The sequence below is a fragment of the Prevotella sp. E13-17 genome, assembly GCF_022024035.1.
Classification (GTDB): Bacteria; Bacteroidota; Bacteroidia; order Bacteroidales; family Bacteroidaceae; genus Prevotella.
Window position 1 is genome coordinate 1,095,277 of record NZ_CP091787.1, and the last position, 24,974, is coordinate 1,120,250.

15 protein-coding genes are annotated in these 24,974 nt (G+C 47.6%); 9 read left to right on the plus strand and 6 right to left on the minus strand.

What is annotated here, in order from left to right; all coding sequences use genetic code 11:
* Window positions 1-223: 223 nt before the first annotated feature.
* The 3 genes from L6472_RS03965 to L6472_RS03975 are packed head-to-tail and all read right to left on the minus strand — an operon-like array spanning window position 224 to window position 4,312.
* Window positions 224-1,507, minus strand: coding sequence for a restriction endonuclease subunit S (locus tag L6472_RS03965; RefSeq protein WP_237807318.1), 1,284 nt, complete (start codon window positions 1,505-1,507; stop codon window positions 224-226).
* Between the two features lie 3 nt (window positions 1,508-1,510).
* Window positions 1,511-2,596, minus strand: coding sequence for a YhcG family protein (locus L6472_RS03970; RefSeq protein ID WP_237807319.1), 1,086 nt, complete (start codon window positions 2,594-2,596; stop codon window positions 1,511-1,513).
* A gap of 3 nt (window positions 2,597-2,599) precedes the next feature.
* Window positions 2,600-4,312, minus strand: a complete 1,713-nt coding sequence (locus L6472_RS03975) for a class I SAM-dependent DNA methyltransferase (protein WP_237807320.1) — start codon at window positions 4,310-4,312, stop codon at window positions 2,600-2,602.
* Between the two features lie 684 nt (window positions 4,313-4,996).
* Here L6472_RS03975 and sprA point away from each other — a divergent pair.
* The 4 genes from sprA (at window position 4,997) to L6472_RS03995 (ending at window position 16,363) form a co-directional block, all read left to right on the plus strand.
* Window positions 4,997-12,520, plus strand: coding sequence for a cell surface protein SprA (sprA, locus tag L6472_RS03980; protein ID WP_237807964.1), 7,524 nt, complete (start codon window positions 4,997-4,999; stop codon window positions 12,518-12,520).
* Window positions 12,517-13,533 carry an A/G-specific adenine glycosylase gene (gene mutY / locus L6472_RS03985; protein WP_237807321.1) on the plus strand — a complete coding sequence of 339 codons (1,017 nt, stop codon included), beginning with the start codon at window positions 12,517-12,519 and terminating at the stop codon, window positions 13,531-13,533. The genes sprA and mutY overlap by 4 nt, the downstream gene beginning before the upstream one ends.
* A 476-nt stretch (window positions 13,534-14,009) precedes the next feature.
* The gene (locus L6472_RS03990) at window positions 14,010-15,404 is read left to right on the plus strand and encodes an ATP-dependent RecD-like DNA helicase (protein ID WP_237807322.1); all 1,395 of its coding nucleotides are present in this window, start codon (window positions 14,010-14,012) and stop codon (window positions 15,402-15,404) included.
* Window positions 15,401-16,363, plus strand: coding sequence for a transporter (locus L6472_RS03995; protein WP_237807323.1), 963 nt, complete (start codon window positions 15,401-15,403; stop codon window positions 16,361-16,363). Before L6472_RS03990 ends, L6472_RS03995 begins: the two co-directional genes overlap by 4 nt.
* Here the strand turns inward: L6472_RS03995 and lpxB are convergent.
* Together lpxB and surE are read right to left on the minus strand one after the other, a co-directional pair.
* Window positions 16,311-17,462 (minus strand): lipid-A-disaccharide synthase, encoded by a 1,152-nt coding sequence (gene lpxB / locus L6472_RS04000; RefSeq protein ID WP_237807324.1) that lies wholly within the window; start codon window positions 17,460-17,462, stop codon window positions 16,311-16,313. The two genes, L6472_RS03995 and lpxB, sit on opposite strands and share 53 nt — an antisense overlap.
* A 13-nt stretch (window positions 17,463-17,475) precedes the next feature.
* The gene (surE, locus tag L6472_RS04005; protein WP_237807326.1) at window positions 17,476-18,243 is read right to left on the minus strand and encodes a 5'/3'-nucleotidase SurE; all 768 of its coding nucleotides are present in this window, start codon (window positions 18,241-18,243) and stop codon (window positions 17,476-17,478) included.
* A 165-nt stretch (window positions 18,244-18,408) separates the two neighbouring features.
* On the opposite strand from surE, the gene L6472_RS04010 reads away from it, so the two are divergent.
* Genes L6472_RS04010 through L6472_RS04030 form a run of 5 tightly spaced genes read left to right on the plus strand, consistent with a single transcriptional unit; the run spans window position 18,409 to window position 24,487 of the window.
* On the plus strand, window positions 18,409-19,173 hold the full coding sequence (locus tag L6472_RS04010; protein WP_237807327.1) for a ParA family protein: 765 nt from the start codon (window positions 18,409-18,411) through the stop codon (window positions 19,171-19,173).
* A gap of 2 nt (window positions 19,174-19,175) precedes the next feature.
* Window positions 19,176-20,096 (plus strand): ParB/RepB/Spo0J family partition protein, encoded by a 921-nt coding sequence (locus L6472_RS04015; RefSeq protein ID WP_237807328.1) that lies wholly within the window; start codon window positions 19,176-19,178, stop codon window positions 20,094-20,096.
* Between the two features lie 25 nt (window positions 20,097-20,121).
* Window positions 20,122-20,853, plus strand: coding sequence for a DUF5683 domain-containing protein (locus L6472_RS04020; protein ID WP_370640882.1), 732 nt, complete (start codon window positions 20,122-20,124; stop codon window positions 20,851-20,853).
* Between the two features lie 10 nt (window positions 20,854-20,863).
* Window positions 20,864-22,168, plus strand: a complete 1,305-nt coding sequence (locus L6472_RS04025) for a lytic transglycosylase domain-containing protein (protein WP_237807329.1) — start codon at window positions 20,864-20,866, stop codon at window positions 22,166-22,168.
* A 45-nt stretch (window positions 22,169-22,213) separates the two neighbouring features.
* Complete coding sequence (locus L6472_RS04030; RefSeq protein WP_237807330.1) at window positions 22,214-24,487, plus strand: bifunctional (p)ppGpp synthetase/guanosine-3',5'-bis(diphosphate) 3'-pyrophosphohydrolase; 2,274 nt, start codon at window positions 22,214-22,216, stop codon at window positions 24,485-24,487.
* Between the two features lie 32 nt (window positions 24,488-24,519).
* On the opposite strand, the gene L6472_RS04035 is transcribed toward L6472_RS04030, so the two are convergent.
* Complete coding sequence (locus tag L6472_RS04035; RefSeq protein WP_237807331.1) at window positions 24,520-24,870, minus strand: MerR family transcriptional regulator; 351 nt, start codon at window positions 24,868-24,870, stop codon at window positions 24,520-24,522.
* Window positions 24,871-24,974: the final 104 nt, after the last annotated feature.

Here is a 24,974-nt window from a genome sequence, read left to right on the forward strand (position 1 = left end):
TCCCTATGTTCCGTTATCACTTTATAGAATGTGCTGAATGACTTTAATCGTATATAACAAAAATGAGCAACATACCCCTTTAGGTCATTGACAGATGCATAGCGATAAAGATTGCATACCCGTTGCACAGTATTCATATAGATATAAAAAGAGAATCGGTACCTATCAAAAATAGAATACCCGAATTTCTCTGTTCCTTCTATATGAAATCTTGGCTTCATCCTTATACAACTTCTTTTTTACCAGTTACATATTCGTATATTACAGACTTCTTATATTCCTTCAACTCCTCTATCTTCGCTTGCTTCAAAGCTATCAACGAGTCGATTTCGGAGCATTTTTGCTGAATATACAGAGCTATTTCCTTTTGTCCTTCAATTGGTGGAACAGGTATGTCCAGCCTACCGAAGTCATTATAGGCAACCTTAAGGCGACATGTATTCACCCTGCCTTCACCTCTTTCTATAGCATATATTCCTTTACCTAAGCTATAATACACCCCTCTGATAGTTGGGATATTAAGTAGATAAGAATAATACAATGGATTAATATCCTGCCTTACGGGATATATGACATAATAGACAGGACTTACACAGCCCATATAGTTAGAAAGACCTACAGCACCAACGATCATATTCATACAATTAAGCACAATATCGTTGGGATATGCCAACTGATACTGAGTAAAATCATCCTTGAATCTATCAAGATTCGTTGTTTTCTCTGCATAAAGGGTTACACCTTTGTCAATAGACAATGATAACCTCTCTTCCGTTTTGACAGGATTGTTTTTCTCAGAACGCCTACCGAAACAATACTTCAAGGGTTCAAGTTTCCAATGCTCTGGTATCTCTCCAATCCAATCAATACCACTATCGTGCATAGGGACGTTTGGATTAAGGCCTTGAGTGACGGCTTCGGTGATGACGGATTGCTTATAGGCTTTTAGTTCCTCTATCATCGTTTCTTGCAGAGTTACCATTTCGTCCACTTCACCACACACCTTATCCAAATAATCCGCTATCTTTTGCTGCTCAGATAATGATGGAGAAACGATAGAAATATTCTTCATCTCTTGCCATCTTGTAGTCCACAAGTCATCAACAATACCGTGTCCCCATCTATAAAATTCATCAGCAAATAACTCTGTATGAAATAGCCAATTATAATACTGGGGATTCATCGAACCTCTTGGCTTCAAAATCGTATTAATCAGAGAAACGGAACCATTGTATTGAGAAACACCACATGAACCTCTTCTATCAGAGCGACTATTGATAGCAAAGTCTCCTTTACATACCAATTTTCTATCGTCACCATTATTCGTTTTTGCAGCAGTTTCCAGTTGTGGTACAATTCCGTTCATGGTAACAGACAAAGGAGGATAATCCTTATCACTTACCTTTTCATTACGAACCTGATAAAGATTTCCAATCTTATTAACCTCCCACTCCTTCGGAATCTGGCCAATCCATTCTATGCCGCTATCTTTAAATTCTCTTGCCATGGGCTAGTCCTCCTCTGCATAGTTGTTAAAACGGTCTTTGGCAGCCTCCAATGACTTTTGAATCTGCTGCATCAGCACATGGCGTGGAGGCAATTCTGTAAGATACTTCGCTACCTTAATGCCTGCCTTGTCGAGCTGCAGCAGTTCTATTTGTTCATCGCTGCCCTCTGTGCATAGCAATAGGCCCAATGGTGTTTCTTCCCCAGGTTCCATCTCGTGGGCTTCAAGCCAGCGCAGATAGAGCTCCATCTGGCCCTTGTATTGTGCTTTGAAACTACCCAACTTTAGATCAATCGCAATCAATCGATGCAGACGACGGTGGTAGAACAACAAATCAAGATAAAAGTCTTGCCCGTCGATGATCATTCGTTTTTGACGTGCCACAAAACTGAATCCATTGCCCAACTCAATGATGAATTGCTCAAGGTGGGCAATCAAACTGTCTTCAAGGTTCTTTTCGCTGTACATTCCTTTTAATCCTGTAAACTCCAGGAAATAAGGGCTCTTGAAAACCAAGTCAGGCGACATCACATTGTCATCGCGCAGAGTGGATAGTTCTTTCTTGATGAATTCGTCAGGCTTGCCACTGATGGCTGTACGCTCAAAGAGCATGCCGTCGATCTTTGCCTGAAGGGTTCTTTTGCTCCATCTTTCAGATGCGGCCATCGTCAGATAAAACTCACGTTGCAGTTCGTCCTTTAGTGGCATAACTTCCACAAAATGAGACCACCACAATTGTCGCGCCAGTGGTGCGACAATTTGAGAATCAGGAAAGAGTGTGGCAAATTGCATCATTCTACGGATACTTTTCTCATCAAATCCTTTCCTACCAAACTCTTCTTGCAATTGTCGCGCCACTGTCGCGACAATTTGTTTTCCGTACTCAGCACGCTGATTATCAAGTACTTCTCGATTGATGCGCTCACCTATATGCCAATACATCATGGTGAGCTCGTAATTGGCAGTAGCAGCTACACGACCACGTGCCTGCTCTATGATCTGACGCAAGTCTTGTATCAGAGATTGTGACACCGATGGTGACACAATTTGATTGTTCTGCTCTATCTCGTTCATTTCTGCTCCTCCCATTCTTTAACGTCCCATGATTTTAGCCATCAACGCAGTTTCCTGTTTCTCCAGTTCCTGCAGGTGGGCAAAGATTTCGTCGCTCTTGCGAGGAGCCACATACTTGTAGAACTCGCGGGTGAAAGGTATTTCATAACCAATCTTGCTGGCTTTTATATCTACCTTAGCCTCTGGCGCATAAGGATAGACATTCTTCTGCATATAAGCCTCGATATCCTCCTTGAAGGGCACATTCTCTGTATCCTTCTTCTTCTCAGGAAGTTTAATAGCTACCTTGGTAAACTTAAAGTCGTCGCAATCCTTAATCTTGCTCTCAACCACCAGTTCGCCATCCTCATACGTACCATTCTCGAAGGCCATATAAGCCTTGCTTATCAGGTCAATGCAACGATCGGTAAACTCATTGCGCTTGTTGCCCAGCGACTTGCGACGCTTTTCGCAGCACTTGCTGGCGTCAATCAGTTGCACCTTGCCCACTCGCTCTGGTGCTTTGTCTTTTGTAACCACCCAGATATAAGTGGCAATACCTGTATTGTAGAACATATCGTTAGGAATCTGCACAATAGCTTCGAGCCAGTCGTTATCCAGCAGATAGCCTCGGATATTACTCTCGCCACTACCTGCATCGCCCTTAAACAATGGTGAACCATTCTGAATAATGGCCATACGGCCTGTATCTTTCAGCTTGGCAATGCCATTCAGCATAAACAACTGCTGGCTGTCGCCAATGGCTGGCAAACCTGGTGCAAAGCGACCCATATCGCCACGCTTATGTTCTTCCTCTACGGTCTTTTTCTCGTTCTTCCATTCGATACCGAAAGGAGGATTTGAGATGATGTAGTCGAAGGTATAGCCCTCAAACTTATCGTCGCTCAGGGTGTTGCCATGGCGCATATTCTCTGCATCACCACCCTTGATGAGCACGTTGGCCTTGGCAATGGCAAATGTCTGTTCGTTCAGCTCCTGACCAAACTCAGTAATCTGTGCATCAGGGTCAATCGCCAATAGCTTCTCTGAGAGGCAGTCAAGCATCTGGCTTGTTCCCATCGCCATATCATAGACGGTAGCCGTTACGCCTTCTTGTTCCAACTGCTCGCGCTGTGGTGCCACCAAGAGTTCGGCCATCATATAGATGATGTCACGAGCCGTGAAGTGGGCTCCTGCCTGCTCGTCGTAACTCTCAGAGAACTTGCGTACCAACTCTTCGAAGATGTATCCCATATCTACTGCGCTAATCTCGTCGGCACCCATATAGGCTTTCTTGCTGCAGAACTCCTGGATAACATTATAGAGGATGCCATTGTGGTCGAGCTTGGTGATTTCCTTGTCGAAGTCGAACTTCTCGATGATATCCACTACATTCTCTGAAAAGTGGTTCAGATAACTACGGAAGTTGTCTGCAATGTTATCTGCATCAGAAAGCAAGCCCTCGAATGTAAATGGCGACACGTTATAGAAATCATAGCCTGAGGCTGTAGTCAGGAAGCCTTTCCTTACTGCCAAGCCTCGCTGTTCGCAAAGGGCATTAGCATCGAGCACCGCTTGTTTGGTAGGTGCCAGTGTATCAGAGAAGCGCTTAATCACACACATGGGCAGGATGACATTGCCATACTCGTGGGGCTTATAGGTACCCACCAGTTTATCGGCAATGGCCCAAATAAGGTTGGCTTTCTCCTGTATATTGACGGTTGTTCGTTTCTGTAATTCTTCTGTACTCATATATAGTTCTATTTGCTTCCTTAGATAATATGTGTACAAAGTTAGTAAATAAAATCGAGATTATAGAAAATTATTTGAATTGTTTTACAAAAAATCATCCCCAAGCATGACAGTCCATTGTCAGCCGATCTCTTCGTTTTCTTGAAAGTGTTAGGAATCTGGTACATGACATATAGTGACTAATCATATCTGATTCATCTGATTGACAAGAAGGTGTATGAAGTGAACGTAGAATTTCAATATCATTGGAAAAATATTTTTTGCCACGGGCTGTGAGATTCTTGGTGTGCGCAAGTGGCATTGCCAAACTGGTCGCGGAGTGTGGCAAAACTGGTGCTTTGGACTGACAGAATGATAGGTCTGAAGGCGCAAAAGTATAGCTTTTGACTTGCAATAGTTAAGGTTTTGGTGTCATTCTAGGGGCTAGAATTGGGTAATCCAGGGGCTAGAATTGGGTAATCCAAGGGCTAGAATTGAGCTTTCTAGGGGCTGGATTCGAATCAAAAGCGTTACTATTGCATCACAATACTTATGCTATTGCCTTGTAATAGTACGCATTTCACGAGTCAAAACCATTACTTTTTGATGTAAAAAAGCGTTCTATTTATAATAAGTAGGTGTGTTTTACGTTATCATTATTGTAATACGACAACATAGAACACATTGAAACGAATCATATATATGATGTTGCTCGTCTTGATGGTTGGACTGGCTTCGGCACAGGTTCTGCAACAGGACGACAACAAAAAAGACAATAAAACAGCGCCCAAGGCACAACCCAAGGCAAGGGTCGAGGATGAGAGCATTCCCGACTCTTTGTTGCATGCCCGCTGGCGTATCCAGCACACGGCTCCCATAGTAGTAGAGGATCTGGACTCCAGCGCATTGGATCTGAGGATGCCAGATAATATCAAACAGCAGGTGGAGTACGATGATTCGCTGAATGTTTACCGCATTGGTTCTAAGATAGGCGACAGCTACCTGAATGCTCCGGTGGTGATGACACCAGAAGAGTATATGCGATGGAGCGAACGTAAGGCACGTGGACAGTATTTCAGGAAAAAAGATGCTGAGACCGCCAAGGCTGCCGGGAAGGACAAGTTTGACTTCTCAGACATGCATTTCGACCTGGGACCGGCCGAGAAAATCTTTGGTCCTGGTGGCGTTCGCGTGAAGACGCAGGGTACGGCAGAGCTGAAGATTGGTGCCACGCACAAGAACATCGAGAACCCCTCGCTGCCTATACGCAACCGTAAGACCACGGCTTTCGACTTCGACGAGAAGATCAACCTGAACGTGAACGGTAAGGTGGGCGACAAGTTGAACATGAACCTGAACTACAACACCGATGCCACGTTCGACTTCGATACCAAGAACCTGAAGCTGAAGTACGACGGTAAGGAAGACGAAATCATCAAGCTGGTGGAGGCTGGTAATGTGTCGTTCCCTTCAAACAACTCATTGGTGCACGGCGCCTCGTCGCTGTTTGGCATCAGAACAGACATGCAGTTTGGCAAACTGAAACTGCAGACGGTGTTGTCGCAGAAGAAATCAACCTCAAAAAGTGTCAGCTCGAAAGGCGGCACGCAGACGACTCCCTACGAGATAGACGTGGCAGACTATGAGGAAAACCGCCACTTCTTCCTCTCACACTATTTCCAACAGAACTATGACCGCTCGATGCAGTCGTTGCCCAACATGACAACGGGCATCAAGATCAACCGCATTGAGGTGTGGGTGACCAATAAGAGCGGTACTACATCTAACTCGCGCAACATTGTGGCATTCAGCGATTTGGGCGAGAATGCCGTGATCAACAACCCCATGTGGAACGCTACGGGATATCAGGTGCCCAGCAATCTGGCTAACACGGAGTATGCGCAGCTCATCAGCCAGATAGACTCGGAATCGCGCACGATGGACCGTGTGACGGCTATCTTGGAGGGTGACCAGCGCCTTGTGGGTGGTGCAGACTACGAGAAACTGTCAAGTGCCCGCTTGTTGAACGCCAGCGAATATACCGTTAACACAGCGCTGGGCTTCATTTCGCTGAAGACAGGTCTGCAAACCGACCAAGTGCTGGCCGTGGCCTATGAATATACCTATGGTGGACAGACCTACCAAGTGGGCGAATTCTCGACAGATATCACCCAGACCAACCGCTGCCTGTTTGTGAAGGCGCTGAAGAATACCTCAAACAACCCGTCGCAAGGCAACTGGCGACTGATGATGAAGAACGTCTATTATCTGGCCTCGTCGGTAGAGAAGGAGAAGTTCCGCATGGACATCAAGTACCAGAGCGACACCACAGGCACCTACCTGAACTATCTGCCTGAGGAGAGCTTGAAGTCGGTGCCCTTGCTGCGCGTGATGGGGCTGGACCGTCTGGATGCCAACATGAAACCAAACTCCAACGGCCAGTTTGACTTCGTACAGGGCTATACCGTGGTCAACGGCCGTGTGTTCCTGCCTGCTGCCGAGCCTTTTGGCAGCTATCTGCGCAAATACCTGACGCAGAAGGGAATGGGCAACGTGGCAGAAAAATACTGTTTTGACCAACTCTATGATTCGACCAAGACGGTGGCAAAACAGAATGCTGAGAAGGACAAGTTCGTGCTGTCGGGGCAGTATAAGGGCACCAGTGCCAATGTCATCTCGCTGGGCGCAGCCTATGTGCCTCAGGGCTCAGTAGTGGTGACGGCTGGTGGCGTGACCTTGCAGGAGGGCAGCGACTACTCGGTTGACTATTCGGCAGGCGAGGTGACCATCCTGAACCAGAGCATTATCGATGCCGGCACCAATGTCAATGTGTCGTTGGAAGACAATACCAGCTACGGCATGCAGCGCAAGACCATGTTGGGCATGAACTGGGAGTATGACTTCAGTAAGAATTTCTCACTGGGCGGCACGTTGTTGCACCTGAAGGAACAGGCGCTGACCTCGAAGGTGTCGATGGGCGAGGAACCGCTGAACAACACCTTGTGGGGACTGAACGTCAACTGGAAACAAGAGTCGCAGTGGTTGACCAATGTGCTTGACCGTCTGCCCCTGTTGCACTGCACGCAACCATCGCAGATCACCTTCACAGGCGAATTTGCACAACTCATAGCCCATACGCCTACGGGCACACAGGATAACGCTTCGTATCTGGATGACTTCGAGAACACCAAGAACCTGCTCGACGTGAGTGACCCCAAGGCATGGGTGCTGTCGAGTGTGCCCAGCATGTTCCCCGATGCCAACGATAAGACGTCTGTCAAGAGTGGCTACAACCGTGCCTTGCTGGCTTGGTATAACGTCGATCCCATTTTTACGCGGCGTTCGTCGTCGTTGACGCCTGCTCATATCAAGAGCGACCTGGAACAGTTGTCCAACCACTATGTGCGCGAGGTCTATGTGAAGGAACTCTATCCCAACCGCGACCAGTCGTCGTACAACGGTGCTGTCTCTACACTGCCCGTGCTGAATCTGGCCTACTACCCTCAGGAGCGTGGCCCCTACAACCTGACCACTCAACTGAATGCCGACGGCACGCTGAAGAACCCCAGCCGGATGTTTGGCGGTATGATGCGCCGACTGGAAACCACCGACTTCGAACAGGCTAATATAGAATATGTGGAGTTCTGGCTGCTCGATCCCTATATCTACACACGTAAGGAAGGCACGGCAGACAAACATAAAGGTGAACTGTACCTGAACCTGGGCGAGGTGTCTGAGGATGTGCTTCGTGATGGAAAGAAATTCTATGAGAGTGGCATGGCTGTTGACGGCACATCCTCGTACGAAACCACCCAGTGGGGCAAGATACCCATGCAGGCTACACAGACCTATGCCTTTGCAACCACGGCAGGTTCGCGTCGAATGCAGGATGTGGGCTTGAACGGTCTGACCAACGAAGAGGAACAACAGTATGGTGCCTATATGGATTGGTTGAATGCGATTGGTGGTGTGGTGACCAACGATAGTGTGCTGCAGGCTTGGCACAACGACCCGGCTGGCGATGACTACCACTACTATCGTGGTGCTGATCTCGATGCTGCACGCACCAGTATCATGGACCGCTATAAGCATATCAACAACCCACAGGGCAACTCGCCTGCCAACGACAACCAGTCTGAGGGCTACGACACTTCGTATAAGACAGGGCCAGACGTGGAAGACATCAATCAGGACTATACGCTGAATGAGTATGAACGCTACTATCAGTACCGCATAGCCATCAGCGACGAGGAGTTGCAGGCCTACAATCGCGGCATGAAGTCAGACGATAGCTATATTGTGGACCATCGTGACTATAATGCAAAGTTGCGTAACGGCGACTCGCTCACTGTGCGTTGGTATCAGTATCGAATACCTTTGGCCGAATTCGACAGTAAGGTGGGTGCCATCAACGACTTCACCAGCATTCGCTTCATGCGTATGTTCCTCACAGGTTTTGAGGAGCCTGTCGTGCTGCGCTTCGGCTCACTGGACTTGGTGCGTGGAGAATGGCGCCAGTATAAACAGAACCTGCAAACGTCGGCAGGTGCAGAGACGGGCGTGCTGGAGATGAGTGCTGTGAACATTGAGGAGAACACGGACCGCAAACCGGTGGCCTATGTGTTGCCTCCAGGCATCTCGCGTGCAACCGATCCTGCCCAGCCTCAGCTCACCGAGAACAATGAGCAATCGCTCTGTCTGACGGTGAAGAACCTGTCGCAGAATGAGTCGAAGGCGGTCTATAAGAATACCAACCTGGATCTGCGTCAGTATAAACGACTGCAGATGTTCGTGCATGCCAACGCTTTGATTCCTAACAACACACAGTTGGAAGACAATCAGCTGGCTGTGTTCATTCGCTTGGGATCTGACTATAAGAGCAACTACTATGAGTATCTGATTCCGTTGAAGCTCACTCCCGAGGGTATCTACCGCTGGAACGTGCCAAGCGACCGTCCGTTGGTGTGGCCGCAGGACAATATGCTCGACATCAACATGTCTGTCTTCACACAGTTGAAGAAGGCACGCAACAAGGCTCGTGCACAGGGACTGGCATCCTATACGCAGCTGTTTACCGACTATGACCCCGAGAAACCTAACAATAAGATAAGCATTGTGGGTAATCCGTCGTTGGGCGAGGTGAAGACCATGATTATTGGTGTGCGCAACCTGAGCAGCACCATGAAGTCGGGCGAGGTGTGGGTGAACGAGCTTCGTCTGCGCGAAACCAACAATGAGGGCGGTTGGGCAGCATCGGGAGCCATGAATGTCCAGTTGTCTGACTTCGGTACGGTGAACCTCTCAGGACGCTATGTCAGCGATGGCTTCGGTGGTTTGGAGGAGACCGTGATGCAGCGTTCTACAGACACGCAGAAGTCATACGCTGTGACTGCCAACCTGGAATTGGGCAAGCTGTTCCCAGATAAGGCAAAGGTGACGGCTCCGCTCTACTATTCCTATACCAAGGAGATTGTCAGCCCTAAATATAATCCGCTGGATACGGACATGGAACTCGACGATGCCTTGGAGTCGGCTGCCAATCAGCATGAAAGGGATTCTATCGAATCGATAGCCGTGACCAAGAATGTGATGCGCAACTTCTCGTTGTCGAATGCCCGCGTCGGCATCAAGAACAAACGTCACCCGATGCCATACGATCCTGCCAACTTCTCGTTCACATACAGTCACTCACACCGGCGTACGACTGGTGAGACCACCGTCTGGGAAACCGACGATCAGTGGCGTGGTTCACTGAACTATAGCTATACGCCAGTCTATAAGACTTGGGAGCCATTTAAGTCATCGAAGAGCAAGTCGAAATGGATGCAGTTCCCGAAGGCGCTGGGACTGAACTATCTGCCACAGACTATCTCGTTTAACTCTGAGTGGACTCGTAGCTATTACGAACTGCAAGAGCGAGATCTGGAGAATACGGTCAATCCGAACCTGCCTCTGACATTTAGTGAGCAGTTCTTGTGGAACCGTGACTTCCAGCTGCGATGGGATCTGACCAAGAATCTTCACATGAACTTCCAGAGCGCAACGCATGCCGAGATTGAAGAACCATATACGCCCATCAATAAAGATCTCTATGCAGACCGCTATACAGCATGGAAAGACTCCGTATGGCAGAGCCTCAAGCACTGGGGCACACCGCTCGACTATCAGCAGAACTTTACTGCCAGCTACCAGGTGCCACTCGACAAGTTGCCCATCTTCGACTGGCTGAAGACGGATGCCAGCTATTCGGCTACCTATTCTTGGTTGCGTGGTACGGAGTTGGATGACGGCACATCATTGGGTAATACCATCTCTAACAACCGAAATCTGAACGTCAATGGCACCTTCAATATGGAGACGCTCTATAATCACATACCTTTCCTGAAGAAAACCAACGACCGGTTCAAGAAGCAGAGTAGTGCATTGAAGAGCGCTGCAAACAAAGCCAAAAAGTCTTCATTGAGCAGAGTGGCTAAGCGGGCTGGACTTGATGGAAAGAGTGAAGAGAACAACGAGGAGAAAGCGCTGCCAAAGAATAAGAACACTTTCCAAAAAGAACTGGCACTGAGGAGCGATACAACCATTGAGGTGCAGCATGGCAAGAAGTCTAAACGACTGATCGTAAGTGCAAAGAATGCAAAAGGTAAGGCTGTCAATGTGAAATGGAAGACGGTGGACGATAATAAGATAAAGGTGTGGCTGCCGAAGGGCACTGCTGCCGACACGCTGAAGTTGAGCGTGATGGCCAAAGAGCCTCTTGATAAACAATGGTGGTATAACCCCGCCCAGCAGGTATCGCGATTGTTGATGATGGTGCGCACGATCAATCTGAGCTACCGCAACCAGTATTCGATGACGTTGCCGGGATTTATACCTAACGTTGGCGATGCTTTCGGACAGAACACGGGTGGCGTGATGGCTCCTGGACTGGATTTCGCTTTCGGCCTGACGGGTGATAGTTATGTGGATAAAGCAATGGAGCGCGGATGGCTGTTGTGTGCTGACAGTGTGGCTACGCCCTCAACGAGCAGTGCCACTGAAGACCTGCAGCTACGTGCAACACTGGAACCCATACGTGACTTGAAGATCGACCTCACCGCCACGCGTACGGTGAATAAGTCGAAGAGCGTGCAGTTTATGTATGAGGGCAGTCCTACCACTTACAGTGGCTCGTTCACGATGACCACTATCTCATTGCGTAGTGCATTGGAGGGAATGGGCAATGCTAACAATGGTTACCAGTCGGCTTCGTTTGATAGGTTCTGCAAGCGTCTGGGAACTTTCCGCGAACGTGTTCAGGCTCAGTATCCTGCTGGTTCGGTTGGTGGCGGTACCACTACGGTTAATCCTGTTGACCCTTACAGTGCTGACGTGATGATTCCAGCCTTCCTCTCTTCGTACACGATGGGGGCAGGCAACTCGTTGGACATCTTCCCTGCACTGACCAGATTGTTGCCCAACTGGACCATCAAGTATGGCGGACTGTCGAAGTTGCCATGGTTGCGTGACCACCTGAAGAGCGTCAACCTGAACCATTCGTATAAGAGTATCTATAGCGTAGGCTCGTATGCTTCGTATAGCAGTTGGTTGGAATACATGGGCGACCTCGGCTATGTGCAGGCTGCCGATGGTTCTTACACACCGTCTTCTCGCTATAACATCTCGTCGGTGAGCATCAATGAGGCCTTCTCGCCGCTGCTGGGTGTTGATGTGACGTTCCCCAACAACCTGACTTGTAAGGTGGAATACAAAACCTCGCGTGTGCTGAACCTTTCGATGACAAGTGTGCAGATTAATGAGTCGCGCTCAAACGACTGGGTGATTGGCCTTGCATATAAGATATCAAACTTCAAACTCTTTGGCGGTAGTAGCCATCGAAAGGTGAAAGGCTCGAAGAGAAACCAGACGAACGATGACAGCAAGAACAAAAGGCAACAGTCGTCGAACAATAGCAAGGGTGGCGTGAATCATGACCTGAACACACGTTTCGATATCTCGTTCCGCGACCAGGCAGCCATCACGCGTGATATCGCCAGTGGCGTTAGTTCGGCATCGAGCGGTAATTCGGCACTGAAGATTTCTTTTGCAGCTGACTATACGTTGTCGAGGATGCTTACGATTACGGCTTATTACGACCGACAGACCAATAAGCCTCTGTTGTCTTCGAGCAGCTATCCCACTACGACACATGATTTTGGCGTATCACTAAAATTCTCGTTGACACGATGACTTCTTTTGCAAATATCCTACTGAAATGGTTCCGCGATAACGGAAGGGAACTGCCTTGGCGCGAGACCCACGATCCTTATGCCATCTGGCTCTCGGAAATCATCCTGCAGCAGACACAAGTAAAGCAGGGATGGAGCTACTGGGAACGCTTCATGCGTCGGTGGCCTACGGTGGAATCGCTGGCGGCAGCTTCTGAAGATGATGTGCTGCGCGAATGGCAGGGACTGGGATATTACAGCCGTGCTCGCAATCTTCACTTTGCTGCAAAACAGATTGTGGCAATGGGGGAATTCCCACAGACACTCGATGAGATTAAGTCGCTGAAGGGCGTGGGCGACTATACCGCTGCTGCTATAGGAAGCATCGCCTTTGGATTGCCTGCTGCTGTGGTGGATGGTAATGTGTATAGGGTGCTGAGTCGCTATTTTGGTGTGGAGACTCCCATCAACACGACCGAGGGGAAAAAGACATTTACGGCTTTGGCTCAGTCGTTGCTTCCGGTCAAAGAGGCATCGGCATACAATCAGGCACTGATGGATTTTGGGGCTATACAGTGCACGCCACAGTCGCCGCAATGCGTGACTTGTCCGCTTCAGGAATCGTGTGTGGCGCTTCGCGAGAATAGGGTGGGGATGCTGCCGGTGAAGCAGAAAACACTGAAGGTGAAAGAAAGGCATCTCTCTTATGTATATATAAGGTGTAAAGACTATGTGGCCATCCATCGACGTGGGGCTGGAGATATCTGGCAAGGACTCTACGAGCCGTATCTCGTGGGGGAAGACAACAACGGGGTTGACCTGCAACAGTGCTTATTGTTGAAGAAGAACGTGCGCCACGTGTTGACACATCGCATCTTGATAGCCGATTTCTATTTCTTGGAAACAGAGGCTCGTCTGGAGTTGGGCGAAGGCTATATTTGGGTACATGAAAGTGACCTGGAAAGGTATGCCGTACCTCGTTTAGTGGAATTGCTCTATGAGGAAGTTCATGCTGTGCTCGGAAACAGAAAATAATTCTGGAGTTTTCTAAAAAAAAGTTGCAGAATATTTTGGGGGAAACTAAAAAAAGACTATCTTTGCAACATAACGAATAGAGATAACCCCAATCTTATCCTTAAATTAATTGCTAACTAGAAACACATAAGAAGATGTGCCCCCAACTGATTGGTTTGAGTGCGCATCTTCTTTTTATTTTGTTCTTTGCTCACTTATTCGTACCTCTGACTTCGTCTAAGGTACTGTCGTTCGAAAGAAAAAATCAAAAGATGGGATCTTTTATTTTGTTCTTTGCTCACTTATTTCGTACCTCTGACTTCGTCTAAGGTACTGTCGTTCGAAAGAAAAAATCAAAAGATGGGATCTTTTATTTTGTTCTTTGCTCACTTATTCGTACCTCTGACTTCGTCTAAGTTACTGTCGTTCGAAAGAAAAAATCAAAAGATGGGATCTTTTATTTTGTTCTTTGCTCACTTATTCGTACCTTTGCACGGATGTTGAGCGATGAGCTAAAGTTAAAGATAGAACAGCACATGGGGTTCGCACCTACCAGTCAGCAGCGACAGGCAATAAACGTCTTTGCTGATTTTCTTTTTGATAGGGCCTCAGAGTGCGTGATGATTCTGCGTGGAGCTGCTGGCACGGGTAAAACAACGTTGGCAGCAGCCATTGTTCGTGGCCTGTTGGACATGAAGCAGAAGCTGGTGCTGATGGCTCCTACGGGAAGAGCGGCAAAGGTCTTCTCGGCTTATGCTCATCATCCAGCTTTCACTGTTCACAGACGTATCTACCGACAGAAGACTGCTGCCGATTTGTCGGCATTCAGTCTGAATGCTAATCTCAGTAGTGATACACTCTATTTAGTCGATGAGGCCTCGATGATCAGTAATGCCGGTTTGGGCGATACCTTTGGCTCGGGGCATTTGCTTGACGACCTGATGCAGTTTGTCTATAATGGGCGGAACTGCAGACTGATGCTGATTGGCGACAGGGCACAGTTGCCGCCAGTGGGCGAAGAGGAAAGTCCGGCGCTGATGTCTGACGTGCTCCGTGGCTATGGCATGAAGGTCTATGAGATGGAATTGGACGAGGTGCTGCGTCAGAGTCAGGAGTCGGGCATCTTGTTTAACGCTACAGAGATTCGACGAAGTGTGGATGTGTGGGCTCTGCCTAAGCTGCGTGTCATAGGTTTCCCAGACATACAGGTTGTGCCTGGCGACGAATTGATAGAGTCGTTGGCCACAAGCTATAGTCGGGTGGGGCTCGATGAGACCATGGTAGTGACGCGTAGTAACAAGCGCGCAAACATCTATAATCAGGGAATCCGCAACACTGTTCTTGATCGCGAAGAGGAACTGTGCCGGGGTGATCAGCTGATGATTGTGAAGAACCACTATGGAGAGAATGGGTTGTTCTTGGCCAACGGAGACCGATGTGTGGTGCAGCGAGTGAGAAATACACGCGAAGAATATGGCTTCCGCTTTGCCGACGTAACGTTGCAGTTCCCCGACTTCGATCCAGTGTTGGAACTGACCTCAACCGTCGTGCTCGACACGCTGACATCTGACGCACCCGCTTTAACGCGTGAACAGCACGAACAATTATATAATCAGGTGATGGAGGATTATGCAGACATCCCATTAAAGTCGGACAGACTGAAGAAACTGAAGACGGATGTTTACTATAATGCGCTCCAAGTGAAATATGGCTATGCCGTCACCTGCCATAAGGCACAGGGCGGACAGTGGTCACACATATATATAGACCAAGGGTATATGACGGACGATATGCTGACGCCAGACTATGTGCACTGGCTCTATACGGCCTTGACGCGTGCTACGGAAAAGGTATTCTTGGTAAATTGGCCTAAAATACAAATAGAAGAATGAATATCATCAAGTTTCTAAAGGATTGGACACTTCCTGTATCAATGGGAATGGGAACCGTTGTCTATTTGATATTTGCGTTTGTTCCTGCATTAGAAGGTGCTGCAACGGTGATGGAGCCCGTGTTTAATGCCATCCTGCCCCTGTTCATGTTTCTGATTCTCTTTGTGACCTTTTGTAAGGTTGACTTCCATAAGATGCTTCCTGTGGGCTGGCATTTGTGGGTTAGTGTTTTCAATTTGCTGTTTGTGGGCATCGTGATGGCCGTTGTTTTGTTCTTTCATTTCACTGGCGATAAACTGGTTTTGATGGAGGCGTTGCTGATGTGCATCATTGCTCCGACTGCCACTGCAGCTGCTGTGGTGACACAAAAGCTGGGCGGGTCGCTTGAAGAGATGACGACTTATACGTTTCTGTCAAACTTCTTGACGGTTATGCTGGTACCCGTTTGCTTCCCGCTGATAGAGAAATCAGCCGATATCTCATTTATGTCGGCTTTCACAAAAATATTCTATCAGGTGGTGACGCTGCTGGTTGTGCCGATGTTGTTGGCCTATCTGGTGAAACATTACTGGCGCCGTCTGCACAGCAAGGTGGTCTCTGTGCGTGATTTGTCTTTCTATCTGTGGGGCTGTTCGCTCATGATTGTGACGGGAACGACGGTCAAGAACATCGTTCATGCCCAGGCAACATTGCTGCTGCTGGGATCTATAGCTATTCTGGGATTGTTGTTGTGCGTCATACAGTTTGCCGTAGGACGCTTTATCGGTCATTTTTTTGGTCGTGCACAAGAGGCAGGACAGGGCTTGGGACAGAAGAATACGGCCTTTGCCATTTGGATGGCATATACATATCTGACACCTTTGGCCAGTGTAGGTCCAGGCTGTTATATCCTGTGGCAGAACATTATCAATTCTGTCGAGATATGGCAGGAGCGTCGCCGTTTAGCAGCTGAATCATAGTTTTGGCAGCATTGGCGGGCGCATGCTCTTTGCCCAGTCTGCCCCAAACCTCCCGATAGCCTTCCAGCATTTTCTTGCGGGCAGGTCCGTCAAGGATGATCTCCAGTTCGTGTTGTATGTTGTCAAACGTAAATGAGTCGGCTACAAGTTCACGAACGACCTCGCGATCGGCCACCAGGTTGACCAGTGAGATATACTTCACCTTTAAGATCTTCTTTCGGAGCCAGCCGATAAGTTGAGGCATGGGCGTCTCGTAGCACACCACTTGAGGCACGTTGAAAAGGGCGGTCTCGAGCGTAGCAGTTCCGCTGGTCACCAAAGCCGCATGCGATTCCGAGAGCAAAGCATAGGTTTTCTCCTTTAAAAGCGTTACTTTACTCCCCGTAAGGTACTGCTTATAATAGTCTTCCTCGATGCTTGGTGCACCGGCAAGTACGATGTCGTAGTCGTTTTCAAATTTCTTGGTGGCCCGAATCATCATTGGCAGGTTGTCTTTGATTTCTTGTTTTCTAGAGCCAGCCAGCAGGGCGATGATGGGCTTGTTGCCTTTTATCTCGTTGCGAAGTTCGCCTTTTTGTTTTGTTGCCAGAAACTCCTTCACCTCGTCGGCAGTGGGGTTGCCAACATAGTGAATGGGGTAGTGGTGCTTGTTCTCAAAGAAGTCAACCTCAAACGGAAGGATGGAGAACAACTCGTCAACGTCGCGTTTGATGTTCTTGATGCGGTATTCTTTCCATGCCCATATCTTTGGCGATATGTAATAGAAGACTTTGAAGCCCAGACGATGGGCAAACTTGGCGATGTCGAGATTGAAACCAGGATAGTCAACGAGTATCACTACATCGGGATGCCATTGCAGAATGTCTTGTTTGCAGCGCTTCATGTTCTTCAGAATGGTGCGCAGGTGCAGCAAGACGGGAATGAATCCCATGTATGCCAGCTCACGATAGTGTTTCACCATCTCGCCTCCAACCTGCGCCATCAGGTCGCCACCGATGAAGCGGAAAGAAGCATTGACATCGTTTCTCTTCAGTTCTTGCATCAGTCTTGATGCATGCAGGTCGCCGCTGGCTTCTCCAGCAATCAGGTAATACTTCATAATGAGTAGAAAATTATTCTTCCCAATCTTTCTTCTGGTTCATAAACTCATAGGCAGTGACGTCTATCTGGGTGGGGGTGATGGCCACATAGCCATGGTCCAGAGCCCAGCGGTCTGTGTCTTGCATGCTGGGTTCGTCATTCTGATAGTGCCCCACCATCCAGAAATAGTCGTAGCCACGAGGATGATGACAGCGTGTCACCTCCTGACCCCAGGTGCCTTGTGACATGCGGCACACCTTGACACCGTTGAACGTTGCTGCACGTGGGAAGTTGACATTCAGACAGACTCCCTTTGGAAGACCTTTGGTCAGCACTTTCTCTGTCATCGAGACAACATAGGGGCGCAGTGGCTCGAAGTCTGCGTCGTCGCGATTGTCGCACAGTGAGAAAGCAATAGACGGAATGTATTTCATACATCCTTCCAGGGTAACCCCCATCGTACCGCTATAGTGTGTGTTGACAGACGCGTTGTCGCCATGGTTGATGCCGCCAATAACAATATCTGGACGACGTCCAACAATCTGAGAAAGAGCCAGCTTGACGCAGTCAACGGGTGTGCCGTTGCTCGACCATATCTGCAGTCCTTCCTCCTCATGACGCAAGTCGAGACGCAGGGGAGTGGTTGCAGAAAAAGCACATGAGAAACCAGAGCGTGCCGAATCGGGTGCACATACGATGATGTCGCCAAGGTGTCTCAGCATATCGGTCAGACTATTGATGCCCTTGGCTTGATAGCCATCGTCGTTAGAAATAAGGATGAGCGGTTTTTTACTTGTCATTATTTAAAATTAATTTCTTGCAAAGGTAACTATTCTTTTTGAGAAAAGTAAAGTCGGGCGGAGAATAATTCTAAAAATAATTGAAATAATATAAGTGAAACATTCATTGTTTCACAGAAAAGTTGTATCTTTGCAGTTCAAAACTATAAAGGAGAAAAGATTGAAATGGGAAAGATAATCGCATTAGCTAACCAAAAGGGTGGTGTAGGTAAGACCACCACAACAATCAATCTGGCAGCTTCGCTGGCTACCCTTGAGAAGACGGTTCTCGTAGTCGATGCAGACCCACAGGCCAATGCTTCAAGTGGACTGGGCGTGGATATCAAGCAGGTGGACTGCTCTATCTACGAATGTATCATCGATAAGGCCGATGTGCGCGAGGCTATCTATACCACAGATATAGAGGGACTCGACATCATTCCTAGCCATATCGACCTGGTCGGTGCAGAGATTGAAATGCTGAACCTGGACAATCGAGAGAAGGTGATCAAGAAATTGCTGGATCCTATCCGTGCTGAATATGACTATATCCTCATCGACTGCTCGCCTTCATTGGGTCTTATCACTGTGAATTCGCTGACGGCGGCCGACTCGGTAATCATCCCCGTGCAGTGTGAATACTTCGCATTGGAGGGTATCTCGAAACTGCTGAACACCATTAAGATTATTAAGAGCAAACTGAACCCAAAACTTGAGATAGAGGGTTTCTTGCTGACGATGTACGACTCGCGCCTGCGTCTGGCCAACCAAATCTATGACGAAGTGAAACGCCACTTCCAGGAACTGGTGTTCAAAACGGTAATTCAGCGTAACGTAAAACTTTCGGAGAGCCCCTCTCACGGTCTGCCTGTCATCCTCTACGACGCAGATTCTACTGGAAGTAAAAACCATCTGACATTGGCAAAAGAAATTATTAGTAAGAATAAATAGCAATGGCTGTAAGAAAGAAATATGACCGAAGTGTGCTTGGTCGCGGACTTGATGATATAGGTAATGGTCGCGGACTCGATGCACTCATTGATACAAGTGAGGTGAAAACTCAAGGTTCGTCAAACTTGAACGAGATTCCCATCGAACAAATCGAACCAAATCCTGATCAACCTCGACGTGAGTTTGATGAGACGGCTATGCAAGAACTGGCTTCAAGTATTGCAACCATGGGTATCATTGCGCCTATCACGTTGCGTCAGGTAGCCCCCGATCGCTACCAGATCATTGCCGGCGAACGCAGATGGAGGGCTTCGCAGCAGGCTGGACTTACTACGATACCTGCCTATATCCGCACGGCTAATGATGAAAGCGTGATGGAACTGGCACTCGTAGAGAATATACAGCGCGAGGATCTGAATGCCATTGAAATAGCCCTGGCTTATGAACACCTGGCAGAAACCAGCGGAATGACGCAAGAAAGGATTTCTGAGCGCGTGGGCAAGAGCCGTACGGCTGTGACTAACTATATGCGATTGCTGAAGTTGCCTGCCCAGATTCAAATGGCACTGAAGAACCGTGAAATCGACATGGGACATGCACGTGCTCTGTTGTCGCTCGATTCTCCTTCAATGCAGTTGAAGTTGTTTAAGGAAGTGCTGAAGAACCAATACTCGGTGAGAAAGGTAGAGGAGATGGTTCAGATGCTGAAGAATGGCGAAGATGTGCAGGGTGCCAACAGAAAGATTGCTGCCAAGGCTAAGCTGCCGGCAGAATATGATGCTGTGAAGAAACGTCTGACAACCTTCTTCCAGACAAAGATCCAAATGACATGTTCCCCCACGGGCAAAGGAAAGATCTGTATTCCTTTTGACAACGAGCGGGATCTTGAACGAATATTAAAAGTGCTGAATGCTGGACATTGAGCAAATGAGAAAATGGTGTGTTGACATGACACAGAGATTCGGAAAGGCTATAGTGCTGACAGCGCTGTCGCTGTGTCTGCCGTTGACCACAATGAATGCCCAAACAGTGGTGACTGATTCTATCATGCAGGCTATAGACTCGATGTATGCAGCCCTGCCAGTAGATACAGCTGCTGTTATTGATACGGCGGTAGTGCAGACAGTGGCCAGTCAGGCGGTAAAGATGTCAAAACCCAAAAAGGACTGGAGCACTTGGCGGCCTGACCCCCAGCGGGCACTTTGGATGGCAATGGTCATCCCTGGTGGCGGACAAATCTATAACCGCAAATACTGGAAACTGCCCATTGTGTATGGCGGTTTCGTGGGATGTGTCTATGCACTCATGTGGAACAACATGATGTATAAGGACTATCAGCAGGCTTATCTGGACATTATGGACGATGATCCCACGACGGCAAGCTATAATAAGTTTCTGCATCTGGGACGCACCATCACACCAGAGAACGAGGAACGCTATAAGTCGGTGTTTAAAAGTCGCAAGGATCGCTATCGTCGTTGGCGCGATTTAAGTTTCTTCTGTATGGTTGGTGTCTATGTCGTTTCGGTCATCGATGCCTATGTAGATGCAGAATTGTCTGAATTCGACATCTCGAAAGACTTGAGCATGAAGGTGCGCCCAACTGTCATGGGCAACGGCTTGAATAGCAGGTCGCTTTCAGCAGCGTCGATAGGCGTGAACTGTAGCATTAATTTCTAAAGATGATTGTATGAAAAGAAAACTGATAATACTTTCCGCAATGCTTTTGACTTGTGTGGTCTGCACACAGGCGCAAATAGAGGTGGAGGCGGAAGATGAGGAAATTATAGTAACTGATGAGTATGGCGATATGGAGGAAATTGACTTCCCTGAGGCTATGGCCGACAATATGATGGATAGTTTGATGAACCTCTATGAGTCGAAAAGTTATCTGACGGTAGATGACGATTGCAGAACCACTGGCGAGAACCCGCTCTATACTAAAGAGGAATACATTGAACGCCTGATGCGGATGCCTACTGTTATGGAGATGTCGTACAACGAAGTGGTGCGCTCTTGTATCGATCGCTATGCCGGACGCTTGCGTCGTCAGGTGGGATTTATGCTTGGTGCCTCTAACTTCTATATGCCTATCTTTGAGGAAGCACTCGAAGCTTATCAGGTTCCTTTGGAGTTGAAATATCTGCCCATCATTGAATCGGCGCTGAATCCCACTGCAGTCTCTCGTGTAGGAGCAACTGGGCTTTGGCAGTTCATGGTCAGCACGGGTAAGATGTATAACCTTGAAATCAATAGTCTGATTGATGAACGTCGCGATCCGGTGAAGGCCAGTTATGCTGCAGCTCACCTGTTGAGCGACTTATACAAGGTTTATGGTGACTGGAATCTGGTTATTGCTGCCTACAATTGTGGTCCTGGTAATATCAATAAGGCAATAGCTCGCGCTGGTGGCGAACGTGATTATTGGAAGATATATCCTTATCTGCCCAAGGAGACACGCGGCTACGTGCCAGCCTTTATTGCAGCCAACTACGTGATGACCTATTACTGCGAACATGGTATATGCCCAATGAGAACGCAGTTGCCCTCTCAAACGGATACGGTGATGGTAAACCGTGACCTGACATTATCTCAGATTGCCTCTGTGTGCAACCTGGATATTCAGATGTTGCGCGCTCTGAACCCTGTCTATCGTCGCGACATTGTGCCAGGTGCTTCAAAACCAATGCCTATTCGTCTGCCGTTGAACGACGTCAATACGTTTATTGCAATGCAGGACTCTGTTTATGCTTCTTCTGCGCCACTCAAGCGTTCTGAGGTAGAAATCGATAATACATTCGTGCCTTCAAAAACGGCATCGAGCAAGCGGGCAGGACGTAGGAACGCGCGTGGTGGACGTAGGGTGACAGTGAGAAAGGGTGAATCTCTTTCTACCATAGCTCGACGAAACGGCACAACGGTGCAAAAGCTGAAGAGACTGAATGGTATTCGCGGCACTAATATTCGTGCAGGCCAGAAGTTGAGGGTGAAATAATAATCCGATTAAAATATATAAGGTATAAGGTTAAGGAGGAATTTTATGGACGATGAAGAGTTGATGCGACGTGAACAGGCTGATGATCTGATGATAAATGAGGCCTATGACCGCCTGATAAATAATTATTTGAATTCACGCCATCGTAAGAAGGTTGACCTGATTGCAAAAGCATTCAACTTTGCACGTCAGGCTCATAAGGGCGTACGCCGTTTGTCGGGCGAACCCTATATTATGCATCCTATTGCCGTTGCACAGATTGTGTGTTCGGAGATAGGATTGGGTTCTACCAGTATCTGTGCTGCTCTTTTGCACGATGTGGTAGAGGATACAGACTATACCGTAGAGGATATATCCAATATGTTCGGTCCGAAGATAGCCCAGATTGTTGATGGACTGACCAAAATCAGTGGTGGCATCTTTGGCGAGAAGGCATCGGCACAGGCGGAGAACTTTAAGAAGTTGCTGCTCACCATGAGTGAGGATATACGTGTCATCCTCATTAAGATTGCAGACCGTCTTCATAATATGCGAACATTGGATTCGCAGCCAGCCAACAAACAGTACAAGATTGCGGGCGAAACTCTTTATCTCTATGCGCCGTTGGCTCATCGACTGGGACTTTATAAGATTAAGTCGGAACTGGAAAATCTTAGTTTTAAGTTCGAACACCCAGAGGAATATGCCACGATAGAACATAAGTTGGCAGAGACTTATAAGACGCGTCATCAATCGTTCGACCTCTTTACTGCCCCTATCGAGGACATGCTGAAACGCATGGGGCTGCAGTACCAGATTAAGGAGCGTATCAAAAGTCCTTATTCCATCTGGAACAAGATGCAGAAGAAGCATGTCACCTTCGAAGAGGTCTATGATATTCTGGCTGTGCGCATCATCTTTAAAGCCACCAGTAAGGAAGCTGAAGCTCGTGAGTGCTTTAATATTTATGTGGAGCTCGGCAAGATATACGAGAGCCATCCCGATCGTTTGCGCGACTGGGTGAGTCATCCTAAGGCTAATGGATATCAGGCTTTGCATGTTACGTTGATGTCAAAGGAGGGCCATTGGATAGAGGTGCAGATCCGCTCGGAACGAATGGATGAGATTGCCGAACAAGGGTTGGCTGCTCATTGGAAATATAAGGAAGGAGAACAGGCTGACGGTGAATACAGTGAGGATGAAAACGAGTTGAACCAATGGCTACGCACCATCAAGGAGATTCTCGATGATCCTCAGCCCGACGCAATGGACTTCATTGATTCTATCAAGTTGAATCTGTTTGCAAGCGAGATTTTTGTCTTCACTCCTAAAGGTGAAATCAAGACGATGCCAGCGGAATGTACGGTGCTTGACTTTGCCTTCTCTATCCACACATTCTTAGGATCGCATTGTATTGGAGCAAAGGTTAACCATAAGTTGGTGCCGCTAAGCCATCGGTTGAACAGTGGCGATCAGGTTGAGATCCTGACATCTAAGTCTCAGCGTGTACAGCCTTCGTGGATTAATTTCGTGTTTACAGCCAAGGCAAAGGCTAAGATTCAGGCTATCTTGCGCAGGGACAATCGCGAGGTACAGAAAATTGGCGAGGAACTGTTGGACGAATGGTTTAAGAAGAATGGCTTCGAGTCTAATCAGAGTCATATTGATCAACTGATGCATCTGCATGACTTTACGCGTCGTGAACCTTTCTTTTTAGCTATGGGTGAGAAGCGTATCATTCTTGGTGACGAGGATGTTGACGAACTCAATGGTAAACATAAGTCAAAGAGGGAAAGTAATGGCGGATGGCGTAAATTTGTACCATTCGTAAAGGCAAAGAAAGCTGTCAACGATCAGCCGGAACTCTTTGTCGTACCAGAGAAGTTCAATCGGAAGAAGCCGATTTATATTACCGCTCAGAATATCAAACAGTATATCTTCCCCACATGTTGTCATCCCATCCCTGGTGACGATGCATTAGGATATATTGACAATCAAAATTGCATAGAGATTCATAAGCGTGCCTGTCCTGTGGCCAATAAGTTGAAGGCCAGTTATGGCAATCGCATATTGGATGCGAAATGGGATATGCACAAGAATCTGTTCTTCGACGCCACGATTAGGTTGGGCGGCATTGATCGTCGTGGATTGGTAAACGAGGTCACGCAGGTCATTTCCAACCAGTTGAATGTCGATATTCGCAAGCTGACTTTCACTACAGAAGATGGAATTTTCGAAGGATGGATAGACTTGAAGGTTCACGATCGAGATGATGTGAAGTCGATTATTGCGAGTCTTAAGGAAGTTGAGGACTTGAAAGAAATTTCACAGATTATGTAATGAGTCACTCAATAAAAACAATTGGACGGACACTATTGAAGTCCGTCCAATTGTTTTTTTAAGGCCTGCAAATCATCTCTTACATTGACAAGGCGTGCCAAGACATCGGCAGTCTTGTCTGCACCATCACGATTACTGTTGATAATGCTTTTGGCAGCAGATATCTTGAATCCTCGCTCCTTGACCAAGTTGTAGATCAACTTAACCTGTTTAATGTCTTTTTCTGAATATTGGCGAATTTTGTTAGGCCCCATTGTCTTTGGCTTCAAATGGGGAAACTCGGTTTCCCAATAGCGTAGTGTACTCTCATTAAGGTCAAACATTTCTGCCACTTCCCTAATGGAATAGTACAACTTCAGGTTTTTGTTAAGATTCAGTGCCATATTACATATCCATTTGTTTTGCAAAGATACGAAATTATTCTTAATTAGTCATCGTTTATTCGCCATTTTTTTGTAATTTTGCACCCAAATTGTATATAAAGTAA

Excerpts from the sequence above, each read along its gene's own strand:
- L6472_RS03965 (WP_237807318.1), bottom strand. The coding sequence starts at position 1,507 with ATGGCAAGAGAATTTAAAGATAGCGGCATAGAATGGATTGGCCAGATT.
- L6472_RS03970 (WP_237807319.1), bottom strand. The coding sequence starts at position 2,596 with ATGGGAGGAGCAGAAATGAACGAGATAGAGCAGAACAATCAAATTGTG.
- L6472_RS03975 (WP_237807320.1), bottom strand. The coding sequence starts at position 4,312 with ATGAGTACAGAAGAATTACAGAAACGAACAACCGTCAATATACAGGAG.
- sprA (WP_237807964.1), top strand. The coding sequence starts at position 4,997 with ATGTTGCTCGTCTTGATGGTTGGACTGGCTTCGGCACAGGTTCTGCAA.
- mutY (WP_237807321.1), top strand. The coding sequence starts at position 12,517 with ATGACTTCTTTTGCAAATATCCTACTGAAATGGTTCCGCGATAACGGA.
- L6472_RS03990 (WP_237807322.1), top strand. The coding sequence starts at position 14,010 with ATGTTGAGCGATGAGCTAAAGTTAAAGATAGAACAGCACATGGGGTTC.
- L6472_RS03995 (WP_237807323.1), top strand. The coding sequence starts at position 15,401 with ATGAATATCATCAAGTTTCTAAAGGATTGGACACTTCCTGTATCAATG.
- lpxB (WP_237807324.1), bottom strand. The coding sequence starts at position 17,462 with ATGAAGTATTACCTGATTGCTGGAGAAGCCAGCGGCGACCTGCATGCA.
- surE (WP_237807326.1), bottom strand. The coding sequence starts at position 18,243 with ATGACAAGTAAAAAACCGCTCATCCTTATTTCTAACGACGATGGCTAT.
- L6472_RS04010 (WP_237807327.1), top strand. The coding sequence starts at position 18,409 with ATGGGAAAGATAATCGCATTAGCTAACCAAAAGGGTGGTGTAGGTAAG.
- L6472_RS04015 (WP_237807328.1), top strand. The coding sequence starts at position 19,176 with ATGGCTGTAAGAAAGAAATATGACCGAAGTGTGCTTGGTCGCGGACTT.
- L6472_RS04020 (WP_370640882.1), top strand. The coding sequence starts at position 20,122 with ATGACACAGAGATTCGGAAAGGCTATAGTGCTGACAGCGCTGTCGCTG.
- L6472_RS04025 (WP_237807329.1), top strand. The coding sequence starts at position 20,864 with ATGAAAAGAAAACTGATAATACTTTCCGCAATGCTTTTGACTTGTGTG.
- L6472_RS04030 (WP_237807330.1), top strand. The coding sequence starts at position 22,214 with ATGGACGATGAAGAGTTGATGCGACGTGAACAGGCTGATGATCTGATG.
- L6472_RS04035 (WP_237807331.1), bottom strand. The coding sequence starts at position 24,870 with ATGGCACTGAATCTTAACAAAAACCTGAAGTTGTACTATTCCATTAGG.